Below are 15,105 nucleotides of genomic sequence, written 5' to 3' on the forward strand. Positions count from 1 at the left end.
TTATTTTTTAGCATCGGCTTTTTCAACTTTGACTTCAGCTTTTTCAGCTTTCATGTCAGCCTTGACTTCTGCCTTTTCTGCAGGAGCAGGTGCCTTTTGCGGGGCTGGCGCCTGTGCAAAAGCAGCGGTAGCAAACAGGGCGGAAACAAAAACAGCGATCAGTTTTTTCATTTTCTTTATCCTTTAAAAGCAAAAATTAGAACGTGTCAGATTCTCTTGAATCACTCTCCTAACGGCTGACGCTTTCGTCAGGTTGACAATGCCCCTTTCCTTTTTGACATTCATGTATGTATTTTTTAAAGGGCATTATTTTTGCATTTTAAAAAAAATTATTAAAAACATGGGATTACATATCCCTCCAAAACCCGCGCTGCTGTTACAATTTGTAACACTTAAGGCAAGTCAAAAGAAAAGCCTCGCCCATTTCAAGCTTGCTGCCTGAAGTATAGTGACGGATAAAAATAAATCATCAGGCAGATTCCGGCTGGCACTCGCCTTTCATCTTCTTATCAACGGAATAGACATGAAACCGCTTGTTCACTTTATACATGGAAAAGAAAGCGGCCCCTGGGGCAGCAAAATCACTTATCTCGCCCAAATTGTCCGGGAAATGGGATATGACGTTGACAGCATCGACTACTCGGGCACCTTCGATCCGGCCAAACGGGTGCAGATGCTGGCCCAATCCCATGCAAAACGGCCTGCTACCTATCTCGTGGGTTCCAGTATGGGCGGGTGGGTAGCACTCACCGCCAGCGCGGCCATTTCTGTTGATGGCCTGTTTCTCCTCGCCCCGGCGGTCTATATGGATGACTATCCGCCACATGAGGTTGGCTGTCCGGGCAATGCCATTGAAATCGTACACGGCTGGCATGACAGCCTGATCCCGTATCAGCATGTTGTGCGCTTCAGCCAGGAGCATAACTGTACCCTGCACCTGGTTGACGATGAGCACCGTCTCCAGCACCGGCTGGACCAAGTTGGTGACTATCTCAAGGCTTTTTTGAAAAGGATGGCGAGTAACCGGTCATAACAACCGTTATTTCACGCAACACTATTGGTGCTTGAAAAGACTTCCCAGGGCCTGACGGGCCAGGGGCAGCAGAACGGATTTCGCAATACCTCCCCAAAAGCGCTGGGGCCGGGCGGCTTCTTTTGCCGCCGCCTTTTCCTGTGCAATCCGCGATTTTTCGGTTTCTTTTCTGGCCCGCTCGACTTCTTTTTTCTGTGCCGCCTCTTCTCTTGACCCGTCACGAAAAAAAGGCCGCAGGCCCTCTCCCGAAAGAAATATTCCTTGTTTCGCGAAATGACTCTTATGAAATCTCAACGGCGCGCCTGTCCGAAGGTATTAGATGTTTAGTCCCGGCATTTGATGGCACAACCAGCTTGCACCAGTTTCTCGGTGAGCAAGACGTCCCAACGGTGAAAAGTATTTGACCAACGCATCCACTTCATCCGATTGCATGATTTTCTGCAGAATGGGTTTAATACTCGGCTCCTCCGAAAAAAGCGGCATTGCCACACCAAATTCAACAATTGAATTCGCTTTGATATCCTGTTCTGATGGCTTCAAAAGCACATTTTTCTGGACAAAAGTGCCTCTGCCGATATGAGTTTTGATCAGTCCACGCCTTTTTGCTTCCGCATAGGCTTTCGATATGGTCGAAACTGTTACTTTTGCCATGGCAGACAGTTCCCGGTATGTCATCAGTCTCGCACCTGGCAGCAATTCCCCCGATAAAATGTCGCGTTCAAGTGCATCTGCAATCACCAGATAATACGGTTTGTTCTCATCATCGGATATATGAATATTCCACATGTTTCCCGCCTTCATTTATTGTATGGGCTACAATTTTGTATTGATGCAGTACAAATTGTCAATGTAAAATAACAATGCCCAAGATGTAACCCTGAGAATTTGAATATTTCCTGAAAAGCCTGGGCTGTTGTTTTTCCCGGGCATCATTATTGTGAGCGCTTTAAAGAATTACCGAACCCCGCCTCTCTTCTTCTTACTGACCCTTTTCGTTATATGGAGTGTCGTTGTTGTTTGCTATCTGTTTGCACAAAAACTCAACACCATAACGCACAAACAGGGATTCAGGTGTCTGGATGATTTTGATGGCGTCTATTCCCCACTCAATATCCTCAAGGATCTCAACACAAACATTCTGAAGCAGGATCATGTATTCCGGGTTTCTCAAAAATCACACAATGAAAGAAGCCGGGATGCTATTCAGTCAGTCGTGCAGCTGGCAAAAAAAATCGACATAACCACGATATTGGAAGAGGAGGAAACCATGGATCAACTGGAGTTTTTGCGAAAGATCCGGTGCAACCTGATCCAGGGACTATATCCCCGCTGCTTCCCTTATGGAGTTTGAAGAGATGGCCGTTGGAAAGAACACATCCAAATCTGTAGTACCGCTCTATTCAAAAGAGCACTCTTCCTTCGTTTTTGTCATTTTCAAATAATTTTCAACAACATATGACATAAGTGGCAATGCAGCTTGCATTCCATATAAGCTATTGGTGAGACCATGTGGGATTTGAAAGTAATTGATATCAGTAAACCGCTCTATCTGGCGGTAGTTGAAGCACTTGAGCGTGATATCGCTTCCGGATTACTTCAGCCCGGCGACAGGATGCCAACACACCGGAGCCTTGCAAAAAAAGTCGGCATCACACTGAGTACAGCCAGCCGTGTCTATCATGAGGCAGGAAAACGAGGCCTCATAACCGCTGTCGTCGGACGGGGTACCTTCATTACAGCGGATGCCGGCAAAAAAGCCGCTGTCATTGACGTGAACCAGAGCATGCTTGACTGGGACCTGGGTATTGGCAGCCCGATTTCGAAGACAGACCCGGATATATTGCCCCTTGCGGAAGTGGTCATGCATAAGGAGAGGTTTCCCTACCTCATGTCATACTCTTCACCACAAGGCTTGCCCGAACATCGCCGGACCGGCTCAGACTGGGTCGCCCGTTTCGGGATAAAAGCCCCGCCACAAAACATTGTCATTACAGCAGGTGCGCATCATGCACTTTTTATTATCTGTAACAGCCTGCTGGCCTATGGAGATCGCATAGCGACAGATTTTTTGACCTATCCGGGAATAAAAACAGCGGCACAGCGCAATGGAATCCGACTCGAAAGCGTGCACATGGATGCTGATGGCATGCTGCCCGAAGAGTTAGATCTCCTATGCAGACGGCAGAATATCAAGGCTGTCTATCTTTCCGGCAGGATTCAAAACCCGACCAATCGTGAAATGTCGACTACCCGCCGACTGGAACTCAGGGAGGTTATCAGCCGTCACGGACTCGTCATCATCGAAAACGACTCATACGGATTTTTAAGCCATAGCAGGAGCAAAACGCTCTCGGCCCTTTTGCCAGACAACAGCATCTATATCTCAAGCCTGTCAAAAGCCTTTTATGCCGGTCTTCGTATCGCTTATGTTGCAGCCCCTTCACATATCGTCAAAAAACTGACCCAGGGCATTGCCGACAATATGCTTACCGTGTCTCCCTTCTGCGCGGAGATCGCCTCTGAATGTATCAAAACAGGTCTGGCAGATATCTCCATCCGTAATAAAAAGCTTGCTCTTATCAAGCGGAGGGCTATCTTCGAGAAAATTTTTGCTGACTATATTTTCGAGAGTTCTTCGCAAAGCATGTTTATCTGGTTAAAACTGCCCTCCCCCTGGAGAGGTACTATCCTGGAAGCCGAGGCCGCCAAAAATAGCATAAGAATCTTCTGTGCAGAAAAATTTGTTGTGGGAGCCAAACGGCCGCCTGAATCTGTACGTATTTCCCTCACGGGAGTGGAAAACCTCGCATCTTTCAAAAAAACCCTCCACCAACTAGAACAGCTTATTTCAACAATAAATTGCTGTTCAAACCACGTTTCATCGGATGAAGCACTCTCGCCTCCTAGCGCAAACCGGCAAGACGCCAAGTGACAGGAAAGATAGGCTGACTGCAAGAGTTTGCGACTCAAGGCCAAGGGTAATGTATCGCAGAAAACAAACAGATGTCTTACACCCAATATGAATTGTACTAATATGAATTGTACTGATATGAATTGTACTAATATGAATTTGAGTTGACTGCAACAATTTGGCATGCAAACATAATAAATAGTATCAGGCGTTTTTACCATGGCTCACCGTGATGCCAAAGGGTAGGTGATTGTTTATCACACACGGGCAATATAAAAGACGTCTGAAAACTCAACCAAATGCAGAGGGCCCCGCTTCAGTAATTCCTCTTGCTCAGGCAAATGGCGTGTTTTAAGCAATATAAGAGGCATTTGGATTTGATCTAACCCCTGAAAAGAGTAAACACATAGATGAAGAAAGAGTAAACACATAGATGAAGAATTTCAAAATTGGCACTCGACTCGCATTCGGATTTATCAGTGTACTTATTCTGATGACCATCATAGCGCTTATCAGTTGCTGGCAATTGCGTCAGGTCGACCATGCCGTAAACGACATGATAAAACGTGAGGTTCCGCTTGAATTGGCAGCGAAAGACTGGCTGACCGAGACACGCCTGAATGGCGAGCGCGCCTATATCGTGGCTGTTGCGGCCGGGATCAGCGCGCAAGATGAAGCGGAAATCAGCCGGAGAATGAAGGAAAGCAGTGCGTCGATCAATGACATCCAGAAAATGCTCCAAACCCATAATCTGGATGAAACCGAAACGCAGATGATGGCAACCATCCTGGAAAAACGCCAGGAATATGTCGGTATCCGGAAAGAAGCCCTGCAGCTCAAGCAAGCCGGCAAAACAGCAGAGTCCCTGGAAATGATTCACAAGCAAATGCTGCCGGCCCAAAACAGCTATATCGAAAGCATCGCAAAATTATCTGCCTACGAGCACCAGATCAGCGAAAAAACCGCAAAACACATCACTGCAATTTACGAGAGCAGCCTGTTGATCGTTGCAATCATGGCTTGCGCGTCCGTTATTGTCGGCTTGTTCATGGCCTGGCGCTTGACATCGGGTATTACCGGTCCTTTAAATGAGGCCCTGAGAGTGGCACAGACAGTAGCATCGGGTGATCTGACCAGCCGTATCGAGGTGCGTTCCCGCGACGAGACCGGTCAGCTCATGCAGGCCATGAAAGACATGAACGACAGCCTCTTCAATGCCGTTACCCAGGTACGCCAGAGCGCGGATACTATTGCGACAGCTTCCTCTCAGATTGCCTCCGGCAACCAGGACCTTTCCGCGCGGACCGAAGAACAGGCCAGTTCGCTCGAAGAGACCGCGTCCAGTATGGAAGAAATCACCTCCACCGTACGCCAGAATGGAGACAATGCCAGGCAGGCCAACCAGCTGGCCACCCAGGCCGCCGATATCGCCACCAAAGGCGGCGATGCAGCCGGACTTGTTGCCGACACCATGAAAGAAATCGAAGACTCCTCCAAAAAAATCGTCGACATCATCAGCGTCATAGACGGCATTGCGTTCCAGACCAACATCCTTGCGTTAAATGCAGCAGTAGAAGCAGCGCGGGCAGGCGAACAGGGCCGTGGTTTTGCCGTAGTGGCCACCGAAGTACGGAGCCTTGCCCAGCGTAGTGCCACAGCGGCGCGCGAAATCAAAGACCTCATCGATGATTCAGTAGACAAAGTCTCCACGGGAACCGAACTCGTCAACAACGCTGTTACCACCATGCTCGAAATCGGTGAGAGCATCCGTCGGGTCAACGACATCATGAACGAAATCACCATGGCCACGCAGGAACAGGTCCAGGGTATTGAGCAGGTCAACCAGGCAGTGACCGAAATGGACACCGTCTCGCAGCAGAATGCAGCACTGGTAGAAGAAGCAGCGGCGGCAGCCGAGAGCCTTCAGGACCAGGCCCGTACGCTGGTTGGCGTGGTGAGTATGTTTAATGTCGGTACCGGTGGCGGCGCGTCACGTGCCGCGCTGTCATCGCCAAGTGCTGCCCGGCCAGCGGAAAAACCGGTTGCTAAACCGGCAGCCAGGCAACTGAAAGCGCCTGTCAAGGCGGCAGCTCCTGCTCCTGTCACGGATGACAATGCTGAATGGGAGGAGTTCTGATAGTTTCCCTGAGAAGAGGGTAAATTCCTGTGTTTCCTTCTTGGCCCTAACCGAAGAAGAATTCGTTTCTTCTTCGGCTCCCCCAAATCGTTATTTTCAGCAGGTGATCTTCAAGGATGTAAAACAAAAGATCGCATCCCTCCCCACTTTCTCTCCCCGAGAAAGGCAATAGAAGAAAAGGGGTTACTAATTTTCGTACCCCCTCTATTGCCTTGAACTAACCGTTATTTACCAGCATCCAATCCTTTCCGTTCTGCGCAGCAAGCATTTACCGGGGCTTCGTGTCTCCTTTTTCCCCCGCGCTTTTCAATGAAGGAGTGGCGTTATCGGGTACCGGATTGCGGTTTGATTTGAAGCTTGCCTCATTGGCCTGTGCGGCTTCTGTTTCTTTATGTGCGTTATAACCATAATAGGCCGCAACAAGGAAACAACAAACAACCAGCAGCTTGCCGATTTTTTGAAAGGGAGATTGTTTTCTGAATTCGCAAGGATTTGGGGTAGACATGATATTCACAAAAAGGCTGATGGAGAATTCATCATACTCCTTTTTTTACTGACGGGCAGAGAGATCAGAATCATCATCACAAGCTCATCCGGCCGCTATCAGCCGCTGGAAAACAAAAGGGGTTACGTTCATTCGTAACCCCTTTCTGATTTTGGTGGGCCCACCAGGACTTGAACCTGGGACCAACGAATTATGAGTTTGGGTAGAATTCCGTAAGCCTATGATAAATAAGCGTTTATTAACATTTTTAAAGGTACCGTAAACGAACTGAAAAATAGTTGTGAATCAGTTCATTAACGCATTTTAGCGAATATTGGCAAAACTGAGAGATGTACCGAATTTGTAACCGAAAATTAGATCTACAGAAACACCTTCTTTTTTTGCCCCTTTCCACAGTGCCGGGAATCAGAGACAGAGACAACGCCAGCCTCAAAATTCCCCCCCATCTCTGCCCATCGGATTCGCGAACCCGGATTTTGTCAAATTACCCGAGCCAAGATAAATCAAAGCACTTGCACTATCGCGGTGGCCGCGGCAACACTACGCATGTTTTTCGTGGCGAGGATTTTGCTCCGGAAAATTTCTGATAGCCGCAAGCGCAATATCCAGGGAAGCCCAATCCGGAAAATAAGTGGCTTGTCCAATATCTACCAAGTAGGGAACCTTGCACCAGAAACAACTTGACTGGCATACAGAACCAGATTTCGCATGCATCATGTTATGTCGCAAGCGAAATCTATTATTAAGTTATGGAAATTCGTCAGGGTATAAACCCTCAAAACGGAACCGAAAAAAACCGTTCCGTATGACAGTGAACTTTACAAACAGCGCCACAAAATTGAAAACATGTTTGCAAGGATCAAGGTCTGGCGAAGAATAGCCATGCGCGATGATCACTGTGCGCACATCTTCTTTTCCACTATATGCATTGCCACCATGTTATCTTTTATCTCAATTAATGAGTCCTTGAGCCTAGTGGCGACTCATAAGGCACAATTTTTCGCATACATTTTCCTTTTACTCACAGAGGGATTTCAATAGAAGGGAATCGCAGTAATTATTGCGTCAAATAAAGCGCATGGACTGATTGCGCAGTTTGCCTAAATTCTTCCCTCAAGAACGCCGGTTCCAATACTTCGACCTGGTTACCGAAAGCCATCAACCACCAACGCAGTTGCTGTGCGTCAGATACCGTGGCCGTGATACAAACCGTTTCGCCTTCCTCGATAAACTCCTGATCTTTCGAGAGTGGTGTCTCGCGCAGATGTTCCGCTGCAGATACAGCAAAGCGGGCAACCAGCCGGATCGCTTCTTTTCTGGCAACAAAGCCGAAGGCTCCCTTGGCGATATACTGTCCAAGGCAGAAATCCTTGGGTATTTTCGAGGGTGTTTTCAGTGCCGTTGCAGAGCGAATGCGGTGCAATGCCAGAATACGGATATCTTCATACGAGTACATGGTTGCCACGAGATAAATAACCGCGCCTCTCTGCACCAACCCAAGCGGGTGAATGGTGTGCGTTTTGCTTTCATCCATCGCACGGTTGGCATACTCGATTTCCAGCTGCTTTTCTTCCAGTAGTGCCGCATGGATGGTTTCAATGATCTCTTCATCATATTGGGGCGGGATGAGCGCCTGGTTTGATGGGACAATGGCGACTTTATCCCGCCAGTCAGCCATGTTTTTGATGCTTTCTCCACTCAAAAGCACATTGTCTGCACACTTGAAATAAGGCGCCAGTGTTTCCATCAGGCTTGCCGGAAGCAATGACGTCAGATGGTCACGCGCAAGGCTCAGTGTCAGCGCCTGAACAGGCGACATGGCAGGAATTGTAAACATATCGGCATCACGGCTCCAACTCCATCCATAAGGACGAGAGCGCTCATCTGACTGCAAGGGAAATATTTGTGACAGCGTTTGCAGATTCCGCTCGGTTGTGCGTTTACTGATCTCGAATCCTTCTTTCTTCAGGCGATTGGTCAGTTCCGTTGCTGTGATTTTGCGCGGAAAAACAGGTATGTTTCGCAGAATCATCCATTGGCGCAAGATGGTGTCACTTTTGTTGTTCATCCGACATCCTTTTGATTTCTATTCAGCAATATTAACATCTGCAATCACCAGAATAACCTGAAAAACACCTTCATGCGACATGTTTTGTCGTATGAAGGTGACATACTAGGCGGAAACGATGGAGCGAAAGGCATTAACAGAGGTACTTCCTGACGTTATACCTCGGTGTGTGAGTCGATTAGTGAGCAATGATAATGAAAATTTATCTGGATGATGTCAGAGAAGCGCCAGAAGGGTGGGTGCGTGTGTGCTGGCCTGACGAAGCCATTGCGCTGCTGGAGACAGGGCGTGTTAAAGAAATCAGCCTTGACCATGATTTGGGAGATGACAAGAGAGGCACAGGATACGACGTGCTTCTCTGGATTGAACAAGCCGTTGCAGTTGAAGGGTTTATTGCCCCAGAGATGGGCGTTCACTCCGCGAATGTACCTGCCAGAAAAAAAATGGAACAGGCGATTGAGAAGATTACCTCTCTGGCAGGTTAGAGGAATTTCATACTTACGAAGCAAAAAAATCGAGGAGGGGCATGACACAATCATTTAAAACACAGGAAGATTGTTTTGCTGCTGTTCAGGAGCATGGTTGGGCAATTGAATTTGTGCCTTCTGAGTTTAGAACATCGGAGCTTTGGCTTGTGGTCATGCCTCAAGCAATCTGGGGCGTTCAGTATCAGAAAGCCTGCCTTGATCTTTGGGATGAGGATGATTGGGATGAGGAAATCGGTGGATTCTCTCTGTCAGAGGCTGGTCGGTCATTGGATTTCTGCCTGGCTGATGGGATCGATGTATTTGAGTATGTGCCAGAAGAGCTTAAAACGCCGGATTTCTATCTTGCCGCTGTTCAATATGACGGCATGGCACTTGAATATGTGCCGGAGAAGCTCAAAACGCTGGAACTTTGCCTTATAGCTGTTCGAAATGACGAAGAAGCACTTGAGTTTGCACCGAAAACACTCCGAAAAAAAATGCTGTTTTTTTATCGAAAATGTAGATAAACTGACCGTAATGATTTTAACAATACACCTGCTATAAACCCTGCGATTAAACGTGCTTCTTTTTCAGAAGTCTTTATTTTAAAAAATCATGTTGCAATATATTTCAACCTTAAAGGAGTTCAGAACATGGCTAATTACAAAGATGGTGTGATCCGTGAAGGCACGGGATCAGGAAAAGCCCTTGCTAACTTTAAGAACAACGTGCTTCTTGAAGGCTCTGGTTCTGGGAAAAGCTTGTGCAACATCAAAGATGATGTTGTTCGCGAGGGTTCTGGTTCCGGAAAATCACTTTTTAACGTGAGAAACGGAGTTGTACGGGCAGGATCCGGTTCCGGGAAAACGCTTGGAAAAGTAAAGGATTTTATGATTAAGGGAATGGAGCGGGAAACGGATGCTGCCATTGTTGCTGCGTACCATTTCTGTGTTAAGAAATTACTCTAACCAAGATATTTGTTATGACTAAAAAAACGAAAACCGACACGCCGGTTGTAGACGACTGGAAGCGTGAATATTTGATTCGCACATTCTCCCTCACGAACAAAAAATACGAGAACTATATTTTGAATGCGATCTGGCACAAGCTCGATAGAGACGACATTCAACCCGTTACACAACAATACATAAAAAGGTCTGACGGAGGATATGGCTTAGTAGATTTATATTTTCCTCAAATCAGTTTTGCTATTGAATGTGATGAAAAATTCCATCTCAAAATAACAGAGAAAGACATGGCTCGCCAGCATGCGATGGAGGTAATGGTTTTTGCTGATGACGAAGCGAAGGATTTCGATATTAAACGAATTGAAGCTCATAGGAATATAGAAGACATTGAAAAGCAAATTGACAAAGTCGTCCAAAAAATCAAAGATAAAATTGAAAATGAAATTCATCAAGGTAAATTCATTGCCTGGGATCACAATAAGCCTCCATATGACATTGCCATAAGCAACCGTAAAATTCGTTTTACGGACAAGTTGGAGTTCAAAACAATTGACGATATATCTCGTAGCTTCAGGAAATCCGCCCCTAAAAGAGGTTTTCAACCAAGAAGCTATTTCGATATTGGAAACGGATACCACTTATGGTGTCCGAAGCTTGCCATTGAGATTGACGGGGACGTTGGATTTCGGCCTGTGACCAAAAATTGGATCAATACACTCTCAGCAGATCGAGAAGAGCTTTTTGAAAAAAAGGAATCCTCAAGCACGTCAAAAAAAGGCTCATCAAAAAAAGACCAGTTAAAGAAAGACCGATTAGAGAATGAAAAGCGAATTACCTTTGCCCAGTCCAAAAATGTACTAGGAGAAAGGGCTTATAGATTCGTTGGTGTTTATGCGTTTGATCGTTATGCCGATGCGTCCGAGAGCGTAAGGGTTTACAAAAGAATAGCAACGGAGATTGATCTTACTGCGTGGCTTGAAGTAAAGTAATTTGGAATAATTGACTATGGTCGACAAGCTGTCGAACGGTTCCTTCCTGAAATTCCGGGGTATGTGTGGTTGCGTACTGACAAGGATGGTGTACCTGTCGATCCTTATGATCAACTGAAGACCTATGCCGAACAGATGCTGGGAGACTCCGCTGAAGAAGTACTGGATGCTGAACGTTTTGAAATAGCAGAAGGCGGAGCTGCTGCTTCTGCCTATACCCGCCTTCAGTTTGAGGATATCAGCCAGGCAGAACGTGACAACATCAAACAGGCACTATTACGCTATTGTGAACTCGACACCCTGGCCATGGTTATGATCGTGGGGATGCGTTGAGGCGGTAAGGTGTTTAAAACACCTGAGCTTTGCTTTGCTGCTGTTGAGCAAAATGGTGAAGCACTGAAGCACATACCAAACAAATTCGAAAAGCGACACTTTGATCTGCTGCCGTTGGGCAGCACGCCCACCTCCTATTAGCCTGTTTGCGACATGCTTTGTCGCGCAGGTGACGCATAATTAATATCAGAACTCAACACTATCAAGGATGAGGAAAGCGGCCTGTAAGGGCTGTTTCAGCGAAAGGTGTTTGGCAGAAAAAAGCTGGGAGAGGGATGACACAATCATTCAAAACACTGGAAGACTGTTTTGCTGCCGTTGAGCAGGATTCCTGGGCATTGCAGCGCGTTCCCAGAAAATTCAGGACGCTTGAACTTTGCCTTGCGGCGGTTCAGAAAAATGGCTGGGTGCTTGGCTGTGCTGTGCGCTAGTGGAGCCTGTCTGTTTTTGGAAGGCAGGCAAATTACGGTTACATATTCTATTTTAAAAACCCGCTATTCCATTTTTCAATTATTGAACGAGGAGCAGGACTTTTAGGATGGACTGTTGCCACCATTGATTAGCTGTCAAAATGACAGCATTTTATAAGGAAGAGTGGTAATCCCCCCTTTTTAAGGTGGATCGGAAGTAGGGTCATGCGGCCATGGCCAACCGCTGTTTAGGTGTGATGCCGCCCAAGGCTATGTTTGGGCGTTCATGATTATAATGCCAGACCCATCGGGTAGCGAAATCCTGTACCTCTGCAATTGAGGTAAACAGATATTGAGCCAGCCATTCATATCGCACTGTCCGGTTAAAGCGCTCCACATAAGCATTTTGTTGGGGTTTCCCCGGCTGGATATACTCGATTCGGATGCCTCTTTTATGTGCCCAATTCTGCAATGTGGCGCTGACGTATTCCGGGCCGTTATCGCAACGGATCACTTGAGGCGCCCCTCGCCATGAAATGATTTGTTCCAGACAGCGAATAACCCTTTCTGAAGGCATGGAGAAGTCAGCTTCGACACCCAGGGCTTCCCGGTTAAAGTCATCAATGAGGTTCAATAACCGAAAGCTTCTGCCATCTTCCAGTTGGTCATGCATGAAATCCATCGACCAGACCTGGTTGCTCTTTTGGGGAACACTCAGGATTTCCGGCTTTTCCCGTGTCATGCGCTTTTTGGGACGGATACGAAGGTTTAATTCAAGTTCACGATAAATGCGATAGACGCGTTTGTGGTTCCAGCCGAATCCTTTGACGTTGCGAAGATAGAGGTAACACAGGCCAAATCCCCAGTTGCGGTTGTTGTCTGTCAGTCGCATCAGCCATTGGGCAATCTGTTCGTTTTCGGCATTTTTCCGGCTTTGATACCGGTAACAAGTTTGACTGACCCCGAATGTCTCGCAGGACAGACGGATGGATATCCTCTTGTCGGCAACGGCTCGCCTGGCTATCTCCCGCCGTTGAGATGGCCTTACCACTTTTTTTCGATGGCTTCTTTGAGTATCTCGGCTTTGAGGCGCTCTTCAGCGTACATCTTCTTGAGACGGGCATTTTCAGCTTCGAGTTCTTTCATCCTGGTTATCATGGCAGTGTCCATGCCGCCATATTTGGCTCGCCATTTGTAAAACGCTGCTGAACTCATCCCATGTTCCCGGCATAACTCCGGTACGGGAACCCCGGATTCGGCCTGCTTTAATATCGCCATGATCTGGCTATCGGTAAATCTCGACTTCTTCATGTAGAACCTCCTTCATAAGAAAATTCTACTTCCAATCTCAACGATTCTGTGGGGGGATTACCCCTTTAAACACCTTCGCTACTCTTGGCTTCGGAGAGAAGAGACTTTAACATTTTTTCTGAATATAACATTTCCTTCATACCTTTCATCACGAAGACTTTATGTGCAAAGGACTCCTCTGTTTTAGAACGCAACTATCATGCACAACCAGCCAATTTTTTCTGTTTTACGGATATTTTTACAATAGCAGGAGAGCGCGACAAACCATGTCGCAATCTTGCATACCAGGCCGTTGTCCACTCTACAAATACTGCTCTGCGGGGCTATCGTCTCCACTAGAAAGCTGCTCTATCTGTCGGACATCGTGGAAAAACAAAACACCGACCGGAATGCGCGTTAAAGGAAAATGCAAAGGCCCCTATTGGCTTTATGTAAGGTCATTTATACGAAAGGAAATTTTTTACCGGGATTTGTTTTGCGCGACGCTCTATGTCGCATATGTGACGCAGACTTCATAGGGAAAATAAGCCCTGATTGAGAGGGTTTAAATGAACGCATGAATAACAAATCAATACCGAAAAGATTTTGATATGACAAAATTTAAAGACTCTGAACAGGAATCCCTGCGCATACCGCCACACTCCATTGACGCAGAGCAGTCTGTTTTGGGGTGCTTGCTTCTTGATAATGCTGCATGGAATAGCATTGGTGATTTGCTGGGGCAGGATGATTTTTATCGTTTTGATCACCGTCTCATTTTCCAGCATATTGAAGGACTGGTTACCGCATCGAAACCGGCTGACGCCACTACCGTTTATGAATCACTTTTTCATGTAGGCAAGGCAGAAGACGTGAGAGGGCTGTCCTATTTGAATATGTTGGCGCAGAACACGCCGCCGACTGACAATATCCGGCACTATGCAAAAATTGTGAGAGATTGCAGTGTATTGCGAAAGCTGATGACGGTTTCCAGTGAAATTTTTGGATCGGTCTTTAACCCGCAGGCAAAGGATGTCAGAAAAATATTGGATGAGGCTGAAGCCAAAATCTTTTCGGTTGCTGAGGATGCCTCACGCGAAGTGCATGCGCTCCATGAAGTTAAGCCATTGATTGCGGAAGTTGTTGAGAAGATAGACGAACTCTATAGTCGTGAAGATAAAAATGAGGTAACTGGTGTAGCAACAGGCTTTGTTGATCTGGACAAACAAACTTCCGGCTTGCCGCCAGGCGAACTGATTATTGTGGCAGGACGTCCTAGCATGGGTAAATCTGCTTTTTCCTTCAATATCGGAGAGCATGTCGCTATTGAGAGTGGCCTGCCTGTCGCGATTTTTTCCATGGAAATGAACGGTTTCCAACTGGTAAGACGCATGATCGGTTCTATCGGAAGGCTGGACCAGCACAAGCTGCGAACAGGCCAGCTTACAGAGGATGACTGGCCGCGCCTGACCCATGCGATCCAGAAAATGGAGGATGCTCCATTGTATATCGATGAAACACCGGAGTTATCCATTGATGCGCTTCGTTCCAGAGCCAGGCATCTTTTCAAGCGACACGGCAAGCTGGGTCTGATTATTGTCGACTATTTACAATTGATGCTTTCTATATACGATGTAGAAAAAAACTACACGGACGTCCATAAAATATTGAGTGGCCTGAAAGCACTTGCCAAGGAGCTTAACTGTCCGGTTATTGTTCTTTCGCAGCTTAACCGAGCACTTGAAAGGCGTCGGGGAAACAAACGCCCTTATCTATCGGATTTGCGTGGCCCTGGAGCCATAGAAGAGATGGCCGATCTGCTCCTGTTCATTTACCGTGATGATGTATATAACTGGGATTCACCAGACAAGGGAACTGCGGAGATTATTATTGCCAAACAGCGGCATGGTCAGACTGGAAAAATCCGGCTGGCTTTCAACCCACGCTATGCAAGGTTCGACAATCATCCAGAATATCTATGACAGCTAGAGGTA

General features: G+C 46.8%; 18 protein-coding genes. 11 read left to right on the forward strand and 7 right to left on the reverse strand.

The features are described 5' to 3' along the window. Complete coding sequence (locus NB640_RS03620) at window positions 1-171, reverse strand: hypothetical protein (protein ID WP_269309800.1); 171 nt, start codon at window positions 169-171, stop codon at window positions 1-3. A gap of 352 nt (window positions 172-523) precedes the next feature. Between NB640_RS03620 and NB640_RS03625 the strand changes: the two genes are divergently transcribed. Then, a complete protein-coding gene (locus tag NB640_RS03625) occupies window positions 524-1,033 on the forward strand; it encodes a YqiA/YcfP family alpha/beta fold hydrolase (RefSeq protein WP_269309801.1) in 510 nt (169 codons plus the stop codon). Between the two features lie 21 nt (window positions 1,034-1,054). Here NB640_RS03625 and NB640_RS03630 read toward each other — a convergent pair whose 3' ends face one another. From NB640_RS03630 to NB640_RS03640, 3 genes are all read right to left on the reverse strand, one after another. Further along, window positions 1,055-1,327, reverse strand: a complete 273-nt coding sequence (locus tag NB640_RS03630) for a hypothetical protein (RefSeq protein ID WP_269309802.1) — start codon at window positions 1,325-1,327, stop codon at window positions 1,055-1,057. 21 nt (window positions 1,328-1,348) lie between these two features. Next, window positions 1,349-1,834: a GntR family transcriptional regulator gene (locus tag NB640_RS03635; protein WP_332880228.1), complete on the reverse strand. Its 486-nt coding sequence runs from the start codon at window positions 1,832-1,834 to the stop codon at window positions 1,349-1,351. 178 nt (window positions 1,835-2,012) lie between these two features. Beyond that, window positions 2,013-2,186: a hypothetical protein gene (locus NB640_RS03640; RefSeq protein WP_269309805.1), complete on the reverse strand. Its 174-nt coding sequence runs from the start codon at window positions 2,184-2,186 to the stop codon at window positions 2,013-2,015. On the opposite strand from NB640_RS03640, the gene NB640_RS13015 reads away from it, so the two are divergent. From NB640_RS13015 to NB640_RS03650, 3 genes are all read left to right on the forward strand, one after another. Next, window positions 2,145-2,384, forward strand: a complete 240-nt coding sequence (locus NB640_RS13015; protein WP_408637954.1) for an EAL domain-containing protein — start codon at window positions 2,145-2,147, stop codon at window positions 2,382-2,384. The two genes, NB640_RS03640 and NB640_RS13015, sit on opposite strands and share 42 nt — an antisense overlap. Window positions 2,385-2,540: 156 nt before the next feature. Further along, window positions 2,541-3,965, forward strand: a complete 1,425-nt coding sequence (locus NB640_RS03645) for an aminotransferase-like domain-containing protein (RefSeq protein WP_269309806.1) — start codon at window positions 2,541-2,543, stop codon at window positions 3,963-3,965. Window positions 3,966-4,377: 412 nt separating this feature from the next. After that, window positions 4,378-6,081: a methyl-accepting chemotaxis protein gene (locus NB640_RS03650; RefSeq protein WP_269309807.1), complete on the forward strand. Its 1,704-nt coding sequence runs from the start codon at window positions 4,378-4,380 to the stop codon at window positions 6,079-6,081. A 268-nt stretch (window positions 6,082-6,349) separates the two neighbouring features. Here the strand turns inward: NB640_RS03650 and NB640_RS03655 are convergent, their stop codons facing one another. Next, the gene (locus NB640_RS03655; RefSeq protein ID WP_269309808.1) at window positions 6,350-6,586 is read right to left on the reverse strand and encodes a hypothetical protein; all 237 of its coding nucleotides are present in this window, start codon (window positions 6,584-6,586) and stop codon (window positions 6,350-6,352) included. A gap of 1,057 nt (window positions 6,587-7,643) precedes the next feature. Beyond that, a complete protein-coding gene (locus tag NB640_RS03660) occupies window positions 7,644-8,654 on the reverse strand; it encodes a helix-turn-helix transcriptional regulator (protein ID WP_269309809.1) in 1,011 nt (336 codons plus the stop codon). Window positions 8,655-8,848: 194 nt separating this feature from the next. Between NB640_RS03660 and NB640_RS03665 the strand changes: the two genes are divergently transcribed. The 6 genes from NB640_RS03665 (at window position 8,849) to NB640_RS03690 (ending at window position 11,842) form a co-directional block, all read left to right on the forward strand. Further along, a complete protein-coding gene (locus NB640_RS03665) occupies window positions 8,849-9,139 on the forward strand; it encodes a cyclic-phosphate processing receiver domain-containing protein (RefSeq protein ID WP_269309810.1) in 291 nt (96 codons plus the stop codon). 41 nt (window positions 9,140-9,180) lie between these two features. Further along, the gene (locus NB640_RS03670) at window positions 9,181-9,648 is read left to right on the forward strand and encodes a DUF4116 domain-containing protein (RefSeq protein ID WP_269309812.1); all 468 of its coding nucleotides are present in this window, start codon (window positions 9,181-9,183) and stop codon (window positions 9,646-9,648) included. Window positions 9,649-9,774: 126 nt separating this feature from the next. Next, the gene (locus tag NB640_RS03675; protein WP_269309813.1) at window positions 9,775-10,089 is read left to right on the forward strand and encodes a hypothetical protein; all 315 of its coding nucleotides are present in this window, start codon (window positions 9,775-9,777) and stop codon (window positions 10,087-10,089) included. Window positions 10,090-10,103: 14 nt separating this feature from the next. Beyond that, window positions 10,104-11,078 (forward strand): AbaSI family restriction endonuclease, encoded by a 975-nt coding sequence (locus NB640_RS03680; RefSeq protein ID WP_269309814.1) that lies wholly within the window; start codon window positions 10,104-10,106, stop codon window positions 11,076-11,078. Between the two features lie 63 nt (window positions 11,079-11,141). After that, complete coding sequence (locus tag NB640_RS03685) at window positions 11,142-11,411, forward strand: hypothetical protein (RefSeq protein ID WP_269309816.1); 270 nt, start codon at window positions 11,142-11,144, stop codon at window positions 11,409-11,411. A 275-nt stretch (window positions 11,412-11,686) separates the two neighbouring features. After that, on the forward strand, window positions 11,687-11,842 hold the full coding sequence (locus NB640_RS03690; RefSeq protein ID WP_269309817.1) for a DUF4116 domain-containing protein: 156 nt from the start codon (window positions 11,687-11,689) through the stop codon (window positions 11,840-11,842). 202 nt (window positions 11,843-12,044) lie between these two features. Here NB640_RS03690 and NB640_RS03695 read toward each other — a convergent pair. After that, window positions 12,045-13,132, reverse strand: a protein-coding gene (locus NB640_RS03695) for an IS3 family transposase (RefSeq protein ID WP_269309818.1) whose coding sequence is annotated in 2 segments (ribosomal slippage) — window positions 12,045-12,880 and window positions 12,880-13,132 — 1,089 coding nt in all. Because the reading frame shifts where the segments join, the coding sequence is not laid out codon by codon here. Window positions 13,133-13,722: 590 nt separating this feature from the next. Between NB640_RS03695 and dnaB the strand changes: the two genes are divergently transcribed. Further along, entirely contained in the window at window positions 13,723-15,093 is a 1,371-nt protein-coding gene (gene dnaB, locus NB640_RS03700; protein WP_269309819.1) for a replicative DNA helicase, read from the forward strand. Window positions 15,094-15,105: the final 12 nt, after the last annotated feature.

Origin of the sequence: Oxalobacter vibrioformis (genome assembly GCF_027118995.1) — a bacterium.
Lineage (GTDB): Bacteria > Pseudomonadota > Gammaproteobacteria > Burkholderiales > Burkholderiaceae_D > Oxalobacter > Oxalobacter vibrioformis.